Consider the following 18,551-nt stretch of genomic DNA (forward strand, 5'->3'; position numbering starts at 1 on the left):
TTAATAAAATATAATAAATTTCTCTTAACTATCTTCAAATTTCAATAAAAATTTATCTTATATCTTGTAAAATTCCTTATAACTAATAAAATTTTATTGCATAGGAGGAGCTTTATGGGCAAATATCCAAAGGCTATAGGTCCTTATAGCGCTTATAGGGTCTGTGGAGATCTAATATTTATTTCAGGTCAACTACCGATCGACCCTACGGATGGCAAACTTGCAGAAGGCATAGAAGCCCAAACGAAAAGATCGCTTGATAACATAGGTGCCGTATTGAGCGAGCTTAAGCTTGGCTTTGAAAATATCGTAAAAACTACCGTGTTTTTATCAGACATTGGAAATTTCGCCAAAATGAATGAAATTTATGGAGGCTTTTTTAGGGAGCCGTATCCAGCAAGAAGCGCCTTTGCGGTCAAAGACCTACCGAAAGGCGCTATGGTAGAGATAGAAGTAATCGCCAAAAAATAAGGTTAGTTTAGCTCATTACCATACGCGCCATGGGTACTAAGGCATAGGTTTCGGGTTAAATCCGTTACGTTTATGTTTAAATTTAAACAAACACTATAACAAGGACACAACAATGTTAGGACTAATCATAGCCTTAGCTATCATAGCATTCTTAGTTTTTATGCTTTACAAGAAGGTAAACGCACATGCAGCTTTACTTATAAGCGGTCTTTTGCTGCTAGCTCTAGCAGCTATTTTTGGGATAGGAGATATCATAGAACCTAAAAAGAGTTTAAATTTTGCATTTTTTGATCTATTTGAAGTGATAAATCAAAAGATGTCCTCTACTCTCGCAGGCCTAGGCCTTACTCTCATGTGTATAGCGGGATTTTCTGCGTATATGGATCACGTAGGAGCAAGCTACTCGCTTTTTAAGGTATTTGAAAAACCTCTTCAAAAGGTCAAAAATCCTTATATGCTACTAGTAGTTTCTTACTTCGTAGTGCAGATTATCGTCCTTTTTATCCCATCCCACGCAGGACTTGCGCTACTTTTAATGGTTACGCTATATCCTATTTTAATTAGAACTGGAGTTAGTAAGCTCTCAGCGCTTTCAGTAATAGGCTCTTGCCAGTTTATCGATCATGGTCCCGGAAGCGGAAACGTAATATATGCTTCAAAGGTAGCAGGCATTGATCCCGCAGTTTATTTCGTAAGTCATCAACTTCCTACGACCATTCCTATCATCATAGCTGTTGCGATTACGGTATATTTTTCGCAAAGATATTTTGATAAAAAAGACGGTTTCGTATTTGATGCCGTTGCAGTGGAGGAGGATCTCAAAGAAGCCGGAGAAAAAGAGATCAAAAAACCGCCTCTTATTTATGCTATACTTCCCATCATTCCGATAGTTCTAATACTCGGCTTTAGTAAAATTTTCGGCAGCTCCATTAAGATGAATGTGCCGGTAGCCATGTTGATTTCGACCGTGATTGCTATTTTATTTGAGTGCGTCAGATACAAAAGCCTCATAGAGACGGCAAATTCCTTGATGATATTTTTTAAAGGAATGGGTCATCTTTTCGTAATCACCGTTTCGCTCATCGTCTGCGGTCAGGTTTTTGCAAGCGGTCTTTTAGCAGTCGGCTTTGTCGACACTTTGATAAATTTTGCAAAAGACGCGGGAGTCGGCGTATTTGCCATCATCGTTTTTGTCTCTTTCCTTCTTGCAATAAGTGCATTTTTGATGGGCTCCGGAAATGCAGCATTTTTCAGCTTCGCAGGGCTTATTCCGGATATTGCCAAATCATTCAATGTCGAGACAATCTCTATTATCCTGCCGGTTCAAATAATGACGGGCTTCGGTAGATGTATGTCACCTATCGCACCTGCTATCATAGCAGTTGCTACTATCGCCAAGGTTAATCCATTTGCGGTAGTTAAAAGAACGGCACTTCCGATGATAATCGCCGGGCTTACAAATTTAATAATGACATTTATATATCTATAAAGGAGAATTTTATGCAACTAGATACCAAATTAACGCACCTTGGAAGAGGCGATGACAGCCTAGACGTTCGTCCCGTCAATGCTCCCGTAATGAGGGCTTCTACAATTTTATTTAAAAATCACGACGCTTGGCAGGCGACGAGAAAAGCTCGTGAAACACAGCGAGTCTTAAGCTACGGCGCGAGAGGAACCTCCACTAATTTTGAGCTTGAAAAGCTTCTTTGCGAGCTTGAGGGCGGATACAGAGCCCAGCTTTTCCCTACCGGACTTGCCTCTTTGGCTATGGTTTTGTTAAATTACGCAAGCGCAGGAGCTCATTTTATAATAACTGACGCCATATACGGACCCGTTCGTGCGATATGCGAGAAATTTTTAAAGAATGTGGATGTGCAAGTCGATTTCATCAAGGCTGATGCAAGCGACGTGGAATCAAAGATAAGACTGAATACCAAATTAATACTCTGCGAGAGCCCAGGCTCTATTCTTTATGAAATCATCGATCTACCAAGGCTTTGCGAGATAGCTCACGCGCATAATATCCCCGTAGCCATAGACAGCACCTATAACTCGGGCTATTTGCTACATCCAATGGAGCTTGGAGTAGATATCGTGGTAATTGCTGCAACAAAATATCTAAGCGGCCATAGCGACGTAACAATGGGCGCTGTAATAATCAATGAAAAAGAGTGGAAAAATTTTGACAAGCTTCCTGAAATTTTTGGCTTTACGGCAAGTCCCGACGATGCTTATCTAGTCTTAAGAGGCATCAGGACTCTTGGCGTAAGGTTAAGAGAGCATGAAAAATCTGCCAAAAAGATAGTAGAATTTTTTCAAAACAGAAAAGAAATAAAAACGATATTTTATCCTACCTTAAAAACGCATCCTAATCACGATATTTTTATGCGCGATCATCTAGGCGCAAATGGAATGGTAACGATAGAGTTTAATGGCGGCATAAGCAAAGAGAGCGCGATCAAATTTGTAGACGATCTTGAGCTTTTTTCTATCGGAGCCTCTTGGGGTGGATATGAGAGTCTAGCTACCGTTACAGTCCCTCCTAGAACGGCTAGCGACTGGAGCAAAAGAGGACCATTTGTTAGATTTCATATCGGACTTGAGGACGTTGGTGATCTAATAGCCGATTTAGCTCAAGCACTTGATAAAATTTTAAAATAAGAGGATAAATTTATGCAAAAGGTAAGCGTATTTGATATGCTCATACTTCAGGACTCTTGGAGTACCCCTGAGATGAGAGAGATTTTTTGCGAAGAAAATAGGATCCAAAAATGGCTTGATGTGGAATCCGCACTAGCTAAAGCCCAAGCAAAACTTGGCATAATTCCCAAAGAAGCAGCCGAAGAGATATCCAAAAAAGCGTTTTATAAATTTATGGATATGAAATTTATCTTTAATGAATCCAAAAAAACAAAACATCCTCTAGTGCCGACCGTTAGGGGGCTTGAGAAGGCTTGTGAAAATGGGCTCGGGGAATTTGTACATTTTGGCGTTACCACTCAAGATATTATTGATACGGGGCTTGTTTTGCAGTTTAAAGAGGGTCTTGGGCTTATCAAAAAAGATCTTAAGGATATAGCAAAAGCCCTTTTAAAACTCACAAAGGCGCACAAAAATACTCCCATGATGGGCAGAACACTATCTTTGCAGGCTCTTCCCATCACGTTTGGACATAAAAGCGCCATTTGGTTATCGGAGTTAAATAGGCATTTTGAGCGAATAGAAGAGCTGGAGAAAAGACTATACGTAGGCTTAATAGTCGGAGCAGTAGGAACGAAGGCATCTTTAAGCAATAAATGCAATGAGCTTGAAGAACTCGTAGATACGTCGCTAGGATTGCAGACGCCCGATATCTCTTGGCAGCCGGCGCGAGATAGATTTATAGAGCTCGGATACGTACTTGGTAATATTAATGCGACTTTCAATAAGATCGCTCATCAAATTTTAATTATGTCGCACAACGAGCTTGATGAAGTAGCCGAGCCTTTCGGCAAAGGCCAAGTGGGAAGCTCCACGATGCCGCATAAGCGCAACCCGGCTATAAGCGAAAATGCAGTAACCGTAAGCAATACCCTTAAAGCCAATATAGCAATACTTTCGGATATCGAAAGGCACGAGCATGAAAGAGATGGCCAGGTGTGGAAGATGGAGTGGAAGCTACTGCCTGAAATTTTCTTAATGCTCTCCGTGGTTTTGGCGAATATGAAAACCGTCCTATCGGGACTTGAAATCAAAAAAGATAAGATGCTTAAAAATTTAAATGCGCTAGGCGGCTTCGTTTTAGCCGAACGAGTAATGTTTGCTCTTGCAGATCGGCTTGGTAAGCAGCACGCCCACGAGATAGTTTACGAAGCGGCAATGAGGGGCATAGAGGGAGGCCTAAGTTTTAAAGAGGTTTTACTAAAAGATAAAAACGTGTCGAAAATCCTCGATAAAAAAGAGATAGAGAGACTGCTTGATCCGACGACCTATGTCGGCTATGCGCCACAGCTCGTGGATAATTTTTTGCAAAAAATTAAAAACAGCAAAATTTTAAAGTAGCCGCTATGTATTCGGTAGAAATTTCTAAATTTATCTCCACACTCACTTATAAAAACATCCCGCAAGAGGCTATCTTGCGGGCTAAAGAATTGATGCTTGATTGCATCGGTGTAGGCATCGCAGGCGGCGACGAAAAAAGCGTGCAAAACGCCATAAAAACTATAAAAAATTTGCCGGGCGGCAGCGGAGAATGTAAAATTTGGGGGCGGAACGCAAAATTTACGCCTAATTACGCGGCTATGATAAACGCCATCAGCTCGCACGCGCTTGATTTTGATGATACGCATACGGAGGCGATCGTGCATGCAAGCGCAATTTTAACGCCTCTTTGTCTAACCTATATGAGCTACCTGAAAATTCCTAAACGAAGAATTTTAACTGCTTTCGTAGCGGGATGGGAGGTCGCCGCAAGACTTGGTATAGCCTCAAAAGGAAGCTTTCACAAACGCGGATTTCACACCACGGCAATCGCAGGAATTTTCGGTGCCACTGCCGCTATGTGCATAGCGTTAAGACTAAAGCAAGAGGAATGCGTAAATGCTTTTGGGCTTGCGGCAAGCTATGCAAGCGGCATCAACGAGTTTTTATCAAACGGCTCTAATTCAAAGGTGATACACGTCGCAAACTGCGTAAACAACGCTATTTTGGCAGTAAATTTTGCAAAAAATGCAATGACCGGGCCGGTTAGTATTTTCGAAGGCAGAGATAATATCTTTAAGACCTTCGGTATAGAAATTGAATGCGATAAAAGCGAGCTTATAAGGGGTCTTGGTAAAATTTGGCAGATCATGCAGGTATCTATCAAGCCCTATCCGAGCTGCCATTTTGCCCATGGGCTGATCGACTGCGCGATTTTACTTAGAAAAGACGGGGTAAAAAGCGACGATATAAAAAGCATAAAATGTTACGTCGATGAGGTTCCCATAAGCTTCATTTGCGATCCGATAGAGATTAAATACGCCCCTAAAACAGCTTATGAGGCAAAATTTTCTATGCCATTTTTGATGGCTACGGCTTTTTTTGACGGCGAGTTAAATTTAAAAAGCTATGAAAATTTAAATAGAGCCGAGGTAATAAAGTTTGCGAAAAAAATAACCTATGAAAAGCGTAAAAATGAAGGCTTTCCTAAATACTTCCCCGGACACATAGAGGCTACTTTAAAAGATGGAAAGATCATAAAAAAAGACGTTTTTATCAACAGAGGAAATTTCGATAATCCACTAAGTTTTGATGAAATTTTTGCGAAATTTAAACAGTGCGCATCTATTAAATTTAGCGAAAAAAAGCTTTTGGCAATCAAAGAGGCCATAAAAAATTATGAAATTTCCGAGGTGGACTTAGATAAAATTTTATAATTCGCTCAAAGCCCGGTGAAATTTCAAAACAAGCTAAATTTAAAGCGTCATTTCGATCGACTGAATCGTCATAATAAATATGCCATATTCGCCACTTAAGCCTCGATAGCTACACGGGAGCAAATTTTATTTCTAGCCAAGCGCCATATATGTGACACCGGCTCAAGAATCACTCCGACCATCCGCTGCACGCTCTTGATTTAGCTAAATTTATACCCCGAAGCGACGGGCTAAGCTCAAAAAGCCAACCAAGTTTAAAAAACAAACTAAGGCTTTAAACGGCGATCTAAGCTTAAAATTTACAAAATCATAGTAAGCTTAGCCCATTTTTTACAAAGGTCTGAAATTTGAAAAGCATAATTTTAACGCTGGCGATCCTGGCGGTCGGATTTTATTTTTACTCGATAAATTTTATGGTCACGGTGCTGGCGATCAGCTTCCTCATCTTTTTCCACGAGCTGGGGCATTTTTTGGCGGCGCGGGCGCTGGGCGTGGGGGTGAACGTTTTTAGCGTGGGCTTTGGAGAGAAGGTCTTTACCAAGCGTATCGGCGCTACTCAGTACGCTATCAGCGCGATCCCTCTGGGGGGCTACGTGAGCCTTAAGGGGCAGGAGGATTTGGATCCCGCCGCAATAAGCGCGGACCCCGACAGCTACAACTCCAAAGGCCCGATCGTGCGCATAATCATACTTTTCGCGGGGCCGTTTTTTAACCTGCTGCTTGCGTTTTTGATCTACATCGCGCTGGGCTACATCGGCGTCGAAAAGTTAGCGCCGAAGGTCGGCAAAATTTCGCCAGGCTCCGCCGCAGCAAGCGCAGGGCTAATGCTAAACGATGAAATTTTAGCTATCGACGGCAAGCAGATCCGCGAGTGGGACGACATCTCAAAGCAGGTAACCGCAGCGCCGCTAAGCTTAGAAATCATGCGCGGCGGCGAGCGGCTGAGCCTACAGCTCACGCCGAAGCTCGGTGAGAAAAAAACCATCTGGCGCGAGAGCATCAGAGTGCCGCTCATCGGCATTTCGCCCGATTACAACGCGACCGTGACGCTATATCACAAGGGCGCAAGCTCGCTTAGCTTCGCGTGGGATCAGACGGTGGAGGCATCAAAGCTCATCTTGGTAGGGCTCGAAAAGCTCGCCAGCGGCGTCGTTTCGCCCAAGGAGATGGGCGGCATCGTCGCCATTACGGACATCACCTCAAAGGCGGTCGATTACGGCGCGGCGGTCCTGCTCGCGCTCGTGGCGCTAATATCGGTAAATTTAGGGCTTATCAACCTCTTTCCGATCCCCGCGCTCGACGGCGGGCACATCGCGTTTAATCTCTTTGAGCTCATCTTCCGCCGCCCCGTACCAAAGCGGGTATTCGTGGGCGCTAGCTACGTAGGGATGGGGATTTTAGCGCTTTTGATGATATTTACGGTGCTGAATGATTTTGCTAGAATTTTGGGATTTTACAAATGAGACTGGATGAAATTTTAAAGCGCATTGAGGCTGCTAAAGCAGGCGCGGGCGAAGTGCAGCTCGTCGCGGTGAGTAAAAACGTAGGCACGGATGAGGTGCGCGAGCTGTATTCACAAGGACAGATCGCGTTTGGCGAAAACAGAGTGCAGGAGCTGAAGCGCAAAAGCGAGCTGCTGCGCGAACTGCCGCTAAAGTGGCACTTCATCGGCACGCTACAAAGCAACAAAATCAATCAGCTCATCGCTCTGCGCCCGACGCTGTGGCAGAGCTGCAACTCCTATGAACTCGCGCTTGCCGTAAATAAGCGGCTAACTTATCCGCTAGATACGCTGCTGGAGATCAACGCCGCGGGCGAGAGCTCCAAAACGGGGCTCGATAAAAACCGCGCGGTGGAGGAGTTTTTGCGTATCAAGCAGGAGTGTAAAAATCTAAATTTAATCGGCGTGATGAGCATCGGAGCGCATGTGAGCGAGCCCGCGCAGATCGCGCGAAGCTTCGAGGCGAGCCGCGAGATCTTCGACGCGCTCGTGCCGCACGGCGCGCGGATCTGCTCGATGGGGATGAGCGATGATTTTGAGCTCGCGATCAAATGCGGCTCGAACATGATCCGCCTGGGTAGAATTTTATACGCCTAGGCCCCAAGGGGCAGGCCTTAGCGCGCGAGCAAATTTTATACCGCTTTTATTAGGCGGCGCGTTTGATTTGCCGCGCAAGCTAAATTCGGCGCGTAACTTGAAATTTAGCGCAATGCTTAATTTTACGTGCTACTTAAATTTAGCGCGTTATAGAAATTTTACGCAGCGCAACAACACGGCATCAAATTTTAAACCTCGATGAAATTTATTCGCAACGACGCAAATTTCAAAAACGCGACGATATAAAATTCTAAGCGCAATCCATATAAAGACAGAATCTTAAAAGGCGAAATTTCAAGTGGCGGCAGCTGGCGTACATCGCGCGCACGCTGGTTCAGGGCGCGAAAGCGATCTTTATGGACGAGCCCACCAACGGGCTGGATTTTGGCAATCAAATCAAGCTGCTCGAGATGATAAAAGCGCTAGGCGATGAGGGCTACACCTTCGTGCAGACGACGCACTACCCACGCCACGCGAAATTCGTTTCAAATTTGACGCTGTTTATAAAAGACGGCGAAATTTTAGCTTTCGGGCGCAGCGAGCAGCTCATAAACGCCGAAAATATCGATAAAATTTACAGCATCAACTACGAAAGATACGAGGATAGATTATAAATTTTACAGGCGCATAGCGCCGTTAAATTTAGCCGAATTGGGGTAAAATTGCGCGCATTATATGGTTTTCGGCGGCAAGACGGCGCACCCTATAAAAATGCAAGCTTGCGGATCGCGACTGCGGTAACGTAAGCGGCAAACCGAATTGCTAGCAAGCAAAACATCTAAATTTAAACGATAAATTTAAAGGAAAATCATGACTCTGCGAGAGATATTTTTAAACGGCTGCAATGAGATCGCGGCAAATTTTTCGTACTTCAAACCCACGCAAAAGGGGCAAAGATTAACGAAGATCCGGGGCGACAAGGATATTTCGTTTGAAATTTATTTTAGCTCCAGCATGCGCAACTACTCCGGTAGCGTGAGCATCCTGCCGCAGGTCGCGATCTACTGCAAGCGCCTAAAAAAGCTGATGCAAGAGGAGCTGTCCTACTCGAGCGACCTTGTTTTCGTATCGCACCTGGGCTATCTCACGCCGCGCAGGCAGTTTCGCGACTGGCAGCTCGCGGGCGCTAGCTTTGAGCCCAGCGTGCGTGAGATTAGCGCGGCTATCAAGGATTACGCGCTAGGGGTATTTGAGCTCTTTGCGGACAAGCAAAAGGCGGTGGAGTTTATGAGGCGGCACGGGGCTAAATTTAACAAAAATCTAAGCGCCTTCGATCTGTACCCGATCTACTTTGTATATTATTTCGGCGGCAAGGACGCGGCGGAGGCGTTTTTCAACGTCTGCCTAAGCGATTGCACCTACAAAGGGCGATTTTATAAGCTTTACGAGGAGCTTACAAACGGCGCGGAGGCAGATTTTAGCAGGAGTTCGTTTTGGGGCGATACGGAGGCGAAATTCGCATTTGTAAAAGGACTTAAAATTTTAAATGGCTGAAATTTTAATTCAAATTTTAATCGTTATTTTTAGCGTTTTACTTCTGGGCGGGATTATTTGGACGCTCATTCGTCGTAACCCTCGCAGGCTTAGCCAGCGCCAGCTTGCCGCGATAGATGGGATAAGCGAGGTAAAAAGGCTTTCCGTGAGGCCGTTTTTGTTCTGGCTGGAGCGGTTTTTTATCTCGTGCGAGAGCCTTTGGTTTGATCAGGATTTTATCTACGTTTTTGATGGACAGAAGCTCGCGGCGAGGTATAAATTTGAGCAAATTTTAGCGCTTGAAGTCACAAAAATTCGGATAAATCATGCTAGGATTTGGCGGATCCGCTTTGCGAGCGGCGCGAGCGAGCTTGAACGCGGCAGCGCGAACAAGCCCGAGCAAGACGGCGTGAGCGAGTATAAATTTGTGCCCGTCGCTTCGATTTTTACGCCGAACTTTAAAGAATTTTTGCAAATTTTACGCGAGAAAAACCGAGGAGCGATCAAGACAGAGTCTGGATTTTGGGAGACCGTTTAGCGCGGCAGAATTTTACAAAGCGATTTGCAAAAAATAGAAAAGGCGCGGAGCCTTCGAGCGCGATCGTCGTAAAGGGCGGCAAAAGCTACGCGCGAAATCGCAAGAAGCGATAATAAATAAGGGGGGAAAATGAAACACTGGAGCAAGCTTCAAAAACGGTTTTACGAACTCGTGGACGAGGGCATCGATTTTCAGATACACTGCGCGGTTTATAGGATGCAAAGCAGGCGCGGCAGCACGGATTTGACGCGATATTTTATCACGCTTGCGGGCAAGATTATTTTTGACTACCCGAAGGATTTCGTGCTAAAAAGCGGCGGCGTAAGAAGCCTAGCACAGGGTGCTCTAACGAAAATTTATCCGTATGGTAACGACATAAGCGACATCGGCGAGCTTATTCGCGAATATATCGACACGCCCAAAGAGGAGCTGTTCGCAAAGCACTTTGGTGCCGATGAATAGGGGCTTGCAAATATCCTAAAGGCTGCCGACAAACGCATCGGCAAAAAGAGGCTGCAAATTTTAGCCAAAAACAAGAAAAATCAAGCGATGCAGAAGGTGATAGCGGCTAGATTGGGAGCTTTGCAATAAATCCACAGCGGCGATTTAAATGCGGAGCGAACAAGTGCGGGCGACAGACTAAAAATTTTGATTTATGAGCGGACTTTTAAAATTTAGCTTCGATCGTTCGGTGAAAATTTAAAGGATCGCAGGCGAATAAAATATATAAAAACGATCATGTATCGCTGCTTTTGCTTGACGGTTTAAAATTCAAGCGGCTTGAGTACGATATGAAAATTTACGTTAAAATTTAATGAAAAACCGGTGCGATCTGCCCGATAAATTCAGGAAAGGATAGTTATGATTTTAGCTTCAAACTACAATGAAATCGACTTTGACGCGCTTTATAAGGCGCAAAAAGCAAAAAGCTCTGGCCGAGCATTGGGACAAAAAGGCGCCCAGCTTCAACGAAGGCGTGATGAAAAGCGCCTACGCGCGCGAGTTTATAGACAAGATCGATTTTACGGACGTTTCTACGCTACTTGATTTTGCATGCGGCGCGGGCGCGCTAAGTGTGCTGGCGGCGGAAAAGGTGGATCAAATTTACGGCTATGATTTTTCGCCCAAAATGCTAGAATTCGCCCGCGAGAACGCTAAAGCCTACGGCGCGAAAAATGCGAAATTTGCGCAAAAAGCCTTCGAGGACGACTGGTCTGACGTGCCCGCGTGCGACGTCGTTTTCGCCTCGCGCTGCCTTGAGGTGGATGATCTAAAGGCTGCGCTTAACAAGCTTCTTTCAAAGACTAAAAAATCGCTTTACATCACGTTTAAGGTGGGCAGCAGCTTTGTGGACAGGGATATTTTGGACGCGATAGGGCGCGAAGTGGAGCAAAAGCCCGACTTCGTCTATCTTTTAAACATCCTGTTTCAAATGGGCTATCTGCCGAGCCCCAGCTATATCAAAGCCTGGTGTCACGGCGACGGAGCGAAAAGTGCGGAGGAGTTTATGCAAAAGACGCGCTGGATGCTCGGCGGCGAGCTAAGCGGCACGGAGGAAACGCGGCTGGCGGAGTATTTTAACAGCGGCAAATACAAGCCAAAGCTAGATTTTATGCACTGGGTGTTCGTGCAGGTGGATAAAACGGATGAGCTTTAGCTTAGTTGCCTTATTTTTGAATGAAGCAAGATAAATTTTGAAGCTGAATTTAGCTAGAAATGAAGCGTAAATTTAGCCTGCTAAAAATTTTATCGATAAAATTGCAAGAGCCGGTAAGTATTCATTTTTAAAAATTTAATGCAAAATCGGGATCGCTTGTCCGCTAAAAAAGAAGCAAGTCAAAAAACTCGCTTCATTAAATTTAAAACGCTACGGAGTAAAAAAGCAAAATTTGAGCTAAAATAACCGAGAAAGGCGGTAAAAATGCAAAAAGACAAAATCCCCGCGGACATCAGCCAAATTCCGCAAGAAATTTTAAAAAGCTACGATAGATTTCGCTTTTGTAGATATCTGTTTTTCGGGACGCTTTTGACCTTTCTCATTTATATCATCGTGTTTCTTACGTTTGTACATGATGCGCCCATAATGTCGTTTTTATGCATGCTCGCGCTATCTGCGATAAATATACTCGTCTGCCTAAACAGGCTGAAGTATAAAAAATACGCCCTGCTTCTATTTAGCGATGCAGATAAGGCCTTTATGCTTATATGGATACATGTGGCTGCGATATTTTACGTCCTTTATGCTTTAATCGGATTTTATTTACAGATAAAATATCACATAGACTGGGATACGCGTCAGATTATACCTGCTATTTTTATCGCTATTCCGGTGGCGATAATAACATATAACGCAAATCCGGAATTTGACGCCGATGAGACCATATATCTACCGGCACCAAAATCGCAGACAAAAATTAGCGGAGCGGTCGCTGATAAAATTTCCGGCGAGCAAAATTTTAACAAAACAAACGGCAAGGCGCAAGGCGCCCAAGATGAAGCCGCTAAATTTGAGCAAAAATTTAATGACGCGAGCCTTGAAACAGAATCTATCCAAAGCGAAGAGGAAGCGCTGGAGTACGGCAAAGCTCTAGCACGAATTGCAAAAAATTTAAAGCAAAAATATCAACTTCACCGTTTGATCAGATTTGCTTTCGTGAGTTTTGCGACAACGGTTTTTTTGATTTTATTTTTACCAAATTCGTACGAATTACACTGGGCGTTTATAATTAGCGCCGTTTGCACGATTATATTTTTCTTTTCAAAACGCAGATACAGTAAACTTTTCGTAGAAAATCCCAAAAAAAGCAATACGATTTTCGCGATAGAAAATTTTGCGATTGTGACGCTAGTTTTGTATCTCCCACTCTCGTAATTGCTCTTTTCTCAAGGACGAAGTTACGATAATATGGCTCTAATTCTTGGGTATCTGTATTTGCCGATAGCTCCGATATTGTTTATAACGACCATCGTTTGCCTAGCACGCAACTTAAGCGTTTATAAAGAGATAAAAGAATGAAATTAGTAAATTTAAACGAATTTTTAAATAACTTTACCGCGCGAATATACTTCATCAGCTCCTTGTCTAAGTATCCTTTTGCTGTGGAAGGACAGCTTAAATTTAGAATTTAAATCAATCCAAAGCAACACTTTGCACCTTTAAAATTTGCAAGCCTGCCATTTAAATATATCTATTTATCTGCGTTTATTAAAACGCTTTAAATTAGCTGAATGTAGAAGTAAGAATAAAGAAGCGTGGATATTTTAGGCATAGCAAATGTGTTTAAATTTGATCTTAAACGCTCAAGGCTACTGCGTTAGCTTGCATTTCAGCGCCTCTTGCAAAAGCGCATTGGCTACTACTCTCTCCTTTTTTACGAAGATAAAATTTTCGCCGTATTCACTCTGCAGCTCGCTTTGCGGATCGGCGCTCGTATGCATCACTATGATATTTGCTTTTAAATTAGAGCCGTTTAGCATCTTAGCGACGATGTCGAGCTTTTGCTGATTTGCGATCGTTAGGATGATGACCGACGCTTCGCGCGCATGCAGCTCGTCGATTGCGGTTTTTTGCATTATATTTACAAAGTATATGTTCTCTCCGCGCGATTTGCCCAGATCCACAAGCTCTAAATCGCTCTCGGCGACTACGTATAGCAGCCCCTGATCTTTAAGGCGCAGCACAACTTCTTGCCCTATCCTGCCGTAGCCTGCTACAATGATGTGATTTTTCATCGGCGGGATTTGGGTTTTATGCTCCTCATCCTCGAGCTTTTCAACCTTGGACTCAAAGCGGTTGGCGATTTTGTTTAAATTCTTAAGAATAAACGGCGTTAAAATCATCGTCGCGGTTACGACTGTAATTAAAATTTGCCCGCTTTCCTTGCTTAGCATATCGCGGCTCATCAACAGCGAAAAGATCGCAAGCGCAAACTCACCTATCTGGCATAGCGACAGCGCCGCTTTTAGCGCTATCCTTTTGCCGGTCGAGAGAAATAAGATCGCGTAAATCGCCACCGTTTTAAGCGCCATTATAACGATAATAGCGAGCAGGATCAGCCCATAATGCGAGACGATTACTTCAAAATTTATCTGCATGCCAATCGTGATAAAAAAAAGCCCCAGCAGTATGTCTCGAAACGGCGTCAGATCGGCCTCTATCTCATGTTTATACTCGGTTTCTGCGATAAGCATACCCGCGATGAATGCGCCCAGCGTGTACGAAAAGCCAAAAACATGCGCCAAAAAGCTAGCCCCCACGACGGTAAAAAGGATGGTCGCGATGAAAATTTCTTTAGAATTTGTCCTTACGACGTAGTAGAGGAAGCGGTTGAAAGCAAATTTACCGAGCACGAAAAGGATCACTACCACTATGGCGGCGCTTACGGCGGTTTTTAAGATTAGATAGTTCACGGGGGTATTGTCGGTCGAGCCGAATATGTCAATCATAAGCAAGATGGGGATGACAGCGAGGTCTTGAAATAGCAGGATACCAAGCACCTTGCGCCCGTAGTTTTGGTTGATTTCGCCTGTTTCGTTGAGTGTTTTTAGCACGATCGCCGTAGAGCTAAGCGCGAGCGCAAGCCCGATAATCATCACGGTTTTTATGTTTCCGCCGAAAGCTTGATCGATGATGAGCGCTAGAATAATACCGGTGCCAAGCACTTGGAGTATGCCGTTAAAAAATACGTCCTTTTTCATGCTCATCAGGTGATGGAAGCTAAACTCAAGCCCGATGGTAAACATCAAAAAAACGATGCCAAATTCCGCCAGCTCAGACATATGGGCATTTTCGACACTGCCTAGACTATAGATCTGCGAAAAGCACACGCCCGCGACGATATAGCCGATGATGGTGGGAATTTCAAAAATTTTAAAGACGATATTTAGCACTATCGCAAGCGCGGTGATCGCAAGAAATAGCTCTATAACAAGCTCCATTAACTCCCTTTTTTGTAAGATTGTGCATAAAATTTAGCGCTAAATTTATTGTCAAATTTTACATTATCCGCGACCGTTTATCAGAGGCGATAATTGATGAAATTCTATCTTTTCATATAAATTTACGGATAAATTTTATAATGTGATTTTACTAAAATCCCGCTTAAAAATAGAGAAATTATGTCGCACTTTATCGCTAAATTTAGAGGCTCGCGACAAAATTTTAAAGTCTAACGCGGCATGAAATTTTAAATTTTAAAGCCAAATTATATCAAGGCGGTTTTAAAATTTAATTGTAAGAAAATTCGCCCGGGTTTGCTTAGCGTAACTTTAAATTTGACGCGAAATTTGACGCGCCCACAAATCCTCTCTGAAAATCAAAATTTATCGCTTGAATCTACGCTTGCGAGGCGATCTTGCTTTTTGATAGCATTAAAATTTCAGCTTATAGCGCCAGGATCCGATTTTTGCTGAGCTTTAAAATTTTTATTTCGCAGACCTTAGTCTGTCTCTCCGCCAAGCTCTAAAATTTTAGCCCGCAGCTCCTCGATCTCGCGCTCATACTCGGCGATCCTTTCTTGCAGGCGGAAGATCACGTCCACGCCCGCAAGATTGACGCCAAGCTCTTTTGTAAGGTTTAAAATCATGCGTATGCGGTCCATATCATGCGCCGAGTACAGGCGCATCTTGCCCTCCGTGCGCCCCGGGCTTACGAGTCCTTCGCGCTCGTATTGCCGCAGCGTCTGCGGATGGATATCTAGGACCTTCGAAACTATCGATATGAGATAAACCGGCTCATCGTAATCATGCATTTTGATGCCTCCTTATAGCTTTTGTAGCGCGGCTTTGACGTCCTCGTCCAACGAATCGACGTCGGGCAAAACGACATTTACCACCGCGTATAGATCGCCTAAAATTTTACTCTTGCGATTTTGCACGCCGTAGCCTTTTAAGCGGTATTTCTGCCCGTTTTTGGTATTCTTTGCAATCTTTATCGTTGCGCTTTTACTTGGCGTCGAAATTTCTACTTTTCCGCCAAACATCGCCGTTTTCAAAGGTACGTCAATCTTTTTGAAAAGATCGTCGCCTTCGCGGCTATACTCGGCGCTTGGCGCGATTTTTATTTCCAAAATTAGATCGCCGCTTTGAGCGCCTGATTTTTGTCCTTTACCCCTGATGCGTAGCTTTTCGCCCGCATTGATGCCCGCGGGTACTTTAAATTTAACCGTCTCGCCGCCTATACGCACGCTCATCTCGCCGCCTTGTATCGCGGTTTGAAAAGGAATTTCAATCGAGCTGTGCGTATCTAGGCTCTGCGCGCCGCCAAAGCCGCCGCCGAAACTGCTGCCGCTAAAGCCACTAAAACCTTCGCCACCACCGAAAGAGCTGAAACTAAATCCACCGCGCGAGCCTGCGCTTTTTGCGCCGAAGGAGCCGCCGAAAATGCTGTTTAGGATGTCGTTTAGATCGCCCATGTTTGCCGAACCCTGCGCGAAATCGTGAAAATTCTGTCCGCCGAACATCTCGTCGCCGTGGCGGTCGTACTGCGCGCGCTTTTTCTCATCGCTTAAAATTTCATACGCGGCGTTGATCTCTTTAAATTTATCCTCAGCTCCTGGTTCTTTATTGATATCCGGGTGATACTTACGAGCTAGCCTACGGTAAGCTTTTTTAATCTCCTCGGCGCTTGCTGATTTATCCACGCCTAAGGTTTCGTATAAACTGCTTGTGCTTGCCATTTTAATCCTTAAAATCTTAAAATTTATGTAGATTATATCATAAAACTTTAGTGAGTGTCAATCAAGTTTGCTAAATTTCATTTATAAATTTTAATTTTGCGTTAGGAATATATTAGCGGACAAAATTTATAATTCCGCCAAAATTTCATTATCACAAAGGAAGCAAAAATGAAAAAATCGATCATCATATCGATAGCTTTAGCAGGTGCGCTTTTTGGCGCTAATATCGACATTAAAGAAGCTCCAAGCAATTATGAGCGCGTAAATCCGGGCTTTAATCAAGACGTGGTGCTTTCGTATCACAGCTCCGTTGCGGACGTGAAAAAATCCGTCGTCAATATTGCAACTAAAACCAAGATCAAAGCAGGCAACAGCCCGATGTCACAGATGTTTGACGATCCGTTTTTTAAGCAATTTTTCGACTTTGACATTCCGCAACAACAAGAGCGCGAGGGAAGCTCACTAGGCTCTGGTGTCATCATCTCCGAAGACGGCTATATTGTCACAAATAATCACGTAATAGAAAATGCCGACGAAATCGTAGTTACACTACTAGAAGGCGATAAAGAGTATAAAGCCAAGGTAATCGGCACCGACCCCAAAACCGACCTTGCAATCATTAAAATCGACGAAAAAAATCTCTCTGCGGTTAAATTTGCCGACTCGTCCAAGGCCATGGAGGGCGATATCGTCTTTGCTATCGGAAATCCTTTTGGCGTGGGCGGCACCATCACTCAAGGCATAATCTCAGCGCTAAATAAAAACAATATCGGGTTAAATCAATATGAAAATTTCATCCAAACCGACGCTTCGATCAATCCTGGCAACTCGGGCGGCGCGTTAGTGGATAGCCGCGGCGCGCTTTTGGGGATAAATTCCGCTATTTTAAGTCGCGGCGGCGGAAATAACGGCGTAGGCTTTGCGATCCCATCAAATATGGTAAAAGAGATCGCTGAAAAGCTCATCACAAACGGCAAGATCGAGCGTGGCTTTATAGGCGTTACGATCTCAGATATGTCTAAAGATCAAAAAGAGCTCTATGAAAGCAAAGAGGGCGCGCTAATCTCAAGCGTCGAAAAAGACATGCCTGCCGATAAAGCAGGCATCAAGCGCGGCGATTTGATTACCAAAATAAACGGCAAATATATCAAAAACGCCAACGAGCTAAAAAATTTAATCGGCTCAATGGCTCCAGGAAGCTCAGTGGATGTAGAATTTGAACGCGACGGCAAAAGCAAGAGCACGACTATCAAGCTAGACGCGATGAAATCAGACTCCACCACCTTAGGCTCAGCCGGTGAGGACTCAAAAAGCGCAATAGAGGGGCTAAAGCTAAGGACGTTAAATGACAGCTTGCGCCGCAAATATAACCTCGACGACGATGTCTCGGGTGCCCTCGTCTTAAGCGTCAAAGATGGCTCAAAAGCCGATGATTACGGCTTTGAGGTAGGCGACGTGATCATCCAAGTCGGTCAAAACGATGTCAAAAGCTCAGACGACTTTGATCGTTATATCAAAGATTACAAGGGCAAAAAGACCCTAGTCTGGGTTATCAGACGTGGAATTCCACAAGGTCTTGTAATCCGCTAAGCTTGGTCCGCCAGGCTTTAGCTGCGAGAAAACGCGCAAGCGTTAAAATTTAACCGCGGCGAGCCCAGCTCAAAGCATTAGCGGAACATTGCGAGTAAGCCAGCAGAAGTTTTTGGGATTTTGAACTTTCTGATAAGCGAAATTTCGAGCTTTCGAGCACAAAAGATACATAATAAACTATAAAGATGGGCTTTTGGCAGGCATTAAAAGTTGCCGGAAGCTCTCTGTTATTTCAAGCGCCTCTGAAAGCCCTCTGCTATTTCAAAATACCGCTAAAAGCTCAAATTTCGCTTGAAATTTTTAGA

Annotated in this window: 17 protein-coding genes; 14 read left to right on the forward strand and 3 right to left on the reverse strand. The window is 44.1% G+C overall.

What is annotated here, in order from left to right; translation table 11 throughout:
- Positions 1 to 114 precede the first annotated feature (114 nt).
- The 13 genes from Q0600_RS04930 to Q0600_RS04990 all read left to right on the forward strand — a co-directional run bounded on the left by Q0600_RS04930 (position 115) and on the right by Q0600_RS04990 (position 12,851).
- Positions 115 to 471, forward strand: coding sequence for a Rid family detoxifying hydrolase (locus tag Q0600_RS04930; RefSeq protein ID WP_297915335.1), 357 nt, complete (start codon positions 115 to 117; stop codon positions 469 to 471).
- 112 nt (positions 472 to 583) lie between these two features.
- Positions 584 to 1,960, forward strand: coding sequence for a C4-dicarboxylate transporter DcuC (dcuC, locus tag Q0600_RS04935; protein ID WP_298757597.1), 1,377 nt, complete (start codon positions 584 to 586; stop codon positions 1,958 to 1,960).
- An 11-nt stretch (positions 1,961 to 1,971) separates the two neighbouring features.
- On the forward strand, positions 1,972 to 3,135 hold the full coding sequence (locus Q0600_RS04940) for a PLP-dependent aspartate aminotransferase family protein (protein ID WP_298757600.1): 1,164 nt from the start codon (positions 1,972 to 1,974) through the stop codon (positions 3,133 to 3,135).
- Between the two features lie 12 nt (positions 3,136 to 3,147).
- The gene (gene purB, locus Q0600_RS04945) at positions 3,148 to 4,515 is read left to right on the forward strand and encodes an adenylosuccinate lyase (RefSeq protein ID WP_298757603.1); all 1,368 of its coding nucleotides are present in this window, start codon (positions 3,148 to 3,150) and stop codon (positions 4,513 to 4,515) included.
- A gap of 5 nt (positions 4,516 to 4,520) precedes the next feature.
- Positions 4,521 to 5,870, forward strand: coding sequence for an MmgE/PrpD family protein (locus tag Q0600_RS04950; RefSeq protein WP_298757605.1), 1,350 nt, complete (start codon positions 4,521 to 4,523; stop codon positions 5,868 to 5,870).
- A gap of 347 nt (positions 5,871 to 6,217) precedes the next feature.
- On the forward strand, positions 6,218 to 7,333 hold the full coding sequence (gene rseP / locus Q0600_RS04955; RefSeq protein ID WP_298757608.1) for an RIP metalloprotease RseP: 1,116 nt from the start codon (positions 6,218 to 6,220) through the stop codon (positions 7,331 to 7,333).
- Entirely contained in the window at positions 7,330 to 7,968 is a 639-nt protein-coding gene (locus tag Q0600_RS04960; RefSeq protein ID WP_298757611.1) for a YggS family pyridoxal phosphate-dependent enzyme, read from the forward strand. Before rseP ends, Q0600_RS04960 begins: the two co-directional genes overlap by 4 nt.
- 356 nt (positions 7,969 to 8,324) lie before the next feature.
- The gene (locus Q0600_RS04965; RefSeq protein ID WP_298757614.1) at positions 8,325 to 8,582 is read left to right on the forward strand and encodes an ABC transporter ATP-binding protein; all 258 of its coding nucleotides are present in this window, start codon (positions 8,325 to 8,327) and stop codon (positions 8,580 to 8,582) included.
- A 196-nt stretch (positions 8,583 to 8,778) separates the two neighbouring features.
- The gene (locus Q0600_RS04970) at positions 8,779 to 9,462 is read left to right on the forward strand and encodes a hypothetical protein (RefSeq protein ID WP_298757616.1); all 684 of its coding nucleotides are present in this window, start codon (positions 8,779 to 8,781) and stop codon (positions 9,460 to 9,462) included.
- Positions 9,455 to 9,979, forward strand: a complete 525-nt coding sequence (locus tag Q0600_RS04975; protein WP_298757619.1) for a hypothetical protein — start codon at positions 9,455 to 9,457, stop codon at positions 9,977 to 9,979. The genes Q0600_RS04970 and Q0600_RS04975 overlap by 8 nt, the downstream gene beginning before the upstream one ends.
- Before the next feature lie 129 nt (positions 9,980 to 10,108).
- Positions 10,109 to 10,441 (forward strand): hypothetical protein, encoded by a 333-nt coding sequence (locus Q0600_RS04980; RefSeq protein ID WP_298757622.1) that lies wholly within the window; start codon positions 10,109 to 10,111, stop codon positions 10,439 to 10,441.
- 433 nt (positions 10,442 to 10,874) lie between these two features.
- Entirely contained in the window at positions 10,875 to 11,636 is a 762-nt protein-coding gene (locus tag Q0600_RS04985; protein WP_298757625.1) for a class I SAM-dependent methyltransferase, read from the forward strand.
- Positions 11,637 to 11,900: 264 nt separating this feature from the next.
- Positions 11,901 to 12,851: a hypothetical protein gene (locus Q0600_RS04990; RefSeq protein ID WP_298757628.1), complete on the forward strand. Its 951-nt coding sequence runs from the start codon at positions 11,901 to 11,903 to the stop codon at positions 12,849 to 12,851.
- 434 nt (positions 12,852 to 13,285) lie between these two features.
- On the opposite strand, the gene Q0600_RS04995 is transcribed toward Q0600_RS04990, so the two are convergent.
- The 3 genes from Q0600_RS04995 to Q0600_RS05005 form a co-directional block, all read right to left on the reverse strand.
- The gene (locus Q0600_RS04995; protein ID WP_298757631.1) at positions 13,286 to 14,917 is read right to left on the reverse strand and encodes a cation:proton antiporter; all 1,632 of its coding nucleotides are present in this window, start codon (positions 14,915 to 14,917) and stop codon (positions 13,286 to 13,288) included.
- A 500-nt stretch (positions 14,918 to 15,417) separates the two neighbouring features.
- Positions 15,418 to 15,729 (reverse strand): helix-turn-helix transcriptional regulator, encoded by a 312-nt coding sequence (locus tag Q0600_RS05000; RefSeq protein ID WP_291937486.1) that lies wholly within the window; start codon positions 15,727 to 15,729, stop codon positions 15,418 to 15,420.
- 12 nt (positions 15,730 to 15,741) lie between these two features.
- Entirely contained in the window at positions 15,742 to 16,656 is a 915-nt protein-coding gene (locus tag Q0600_RS05005) for a DnaJ C-terminal domain-containing protein (protein WP_298757635.1), read from the reverse strand.
- A 168-nt stretch (positions 16,657 to 16,824) separates the two neighbouring features.
- Here Q0600_RS05005 and Q0600_RS05010 point away from each other — a divergent pair, with 168 nt between their 5' ends.
- Complete coding sequence (locus tag Q0600_RS05010) at positions 16,825 to 18,246, forward strand: Do family serine endopeptidase (protein WP_298757638.1); 1,422 nt, start codon at positions 16,825 to 16,827, stop codon at positions 18,244 to 18,246.
- Positions 18,247 to 18,551 lie beyond the last annotated feature (305 nt).

The organism is uncultured Campylobacter sp. (assembly GCF_938041645.1).
Classification (GTDB): domain Bacteria; phylum Campylobacterota; class Campylobacteria; order Campylobacterales; family Campylobacteraceae; genus Campylobacter_B.

Excerpts from the sequence above, each read along its gene's own strand:
- Q0600_RS04930 (WP_297915335.1), top strand. The coding sequence starts at position 115 with ATGGGCAAATATCCAAAGGCTATAGGTCCTTATAGCGCTTATAGGGTC.
- dcuC (WP_298757597.1), top strand. The coding sequence starts at position 584 with ATGTTAGGACTAATCATAGCCTTAGCTATCATAGCATTCTTAGTTTTT.
- Q0600_RS04940 (WP_298757600.1), top strand. The coding sequence starts at position 1,972 with ATGCAACTAGATACCAAATTAACGCACCTTGGAAGAGGCGATGACAGC.
- purB (WP_298757603.1), top strand. The coding sequence starts at position 3,148 with ATGCAAAAGGTAAGCGTATTTGATATGCTCATACTTCAGGACTCTTGG.
- Q0600_RS04950 (WP_298757605.1), top strand. The coding sequence starts at position 4,521 with ATGTATTCGGTAGAAATTTCTAAATTTATCTCCACACTCACTTATAAA.
- Q0600_RS04960 (WP_298757611.1), top strand. The coding sequence starts at position 7,330 with ATGAGACTGGATGAAATTTTAAAGCGCATTGAGGCTGCTAAAGCAGGC.
- Q0600_RS04965 (WP_298757614.1), top strand. The coding sequence starts at position 8,325 with ATGGACGAGCCCACCAACGGGCTGGATTTTGGCAATCAAATCAAGCTG.
- Q0600_RS04970 (WP_298757616.1), top strand. The coding sequence starts at position 8,779 with ATGACTCTGCGAGAGATATTTTTAAACGGCTGCAATGAGATCGCGGCA.
- Q0600_RS04975 (WP_298757619.1), top strand. The coding sequence starts at position 9,455 with ATGGCTGAAATTTTAATTCAAATTTTAATCGTTATTTTTAGCGTTTTA.
- Q0600_RS04980 (WP_298757622.1), top strand. The coding sequence starts at position 10,109 with ATGAAACACTGGAGCAAGCTTCAAAAACGGTTTTACGAACTCGTGGAC.
- Q0600_RS04990 (WP_298757628.1), top strand. The coding sequence starts at position 11,901 with ATGCAAAAAGACAAAATCCCCGCGGACATCAGCCAAATTCCGCAAGAA.
- Q0600_RS04995 (WP_298757631.1), bottom strand. The coding sequence starts at position 14,917 with ATGGAGCTTGTTATAGAGCTATTTCTTGCGATCACCGCGCTTGCGATA.
- Q0600_RS05000 (WP_291937486.1), bottom strand. The coding sequence starts at position 15,729 with ATGCATGATTACGATGAGCCGGTTTATCTCATATCGATAGTTTCGAAG.
- Q0600_RS05005 (WP_298757635.1), bottom strand. The coding sequence starts at position 16,656 with ATGGCAAGCACAAGCAGTTTATACGAAACCTTAGGCGTGGATAAATCA.
- Q0600_RS05010 (WP_298757638.1), top strand. The coding sequence starts at position 16,825 with ATGAAAAAATCGATCATCATATCGATAGCTTTAGCAGGTGCGCTTTTT.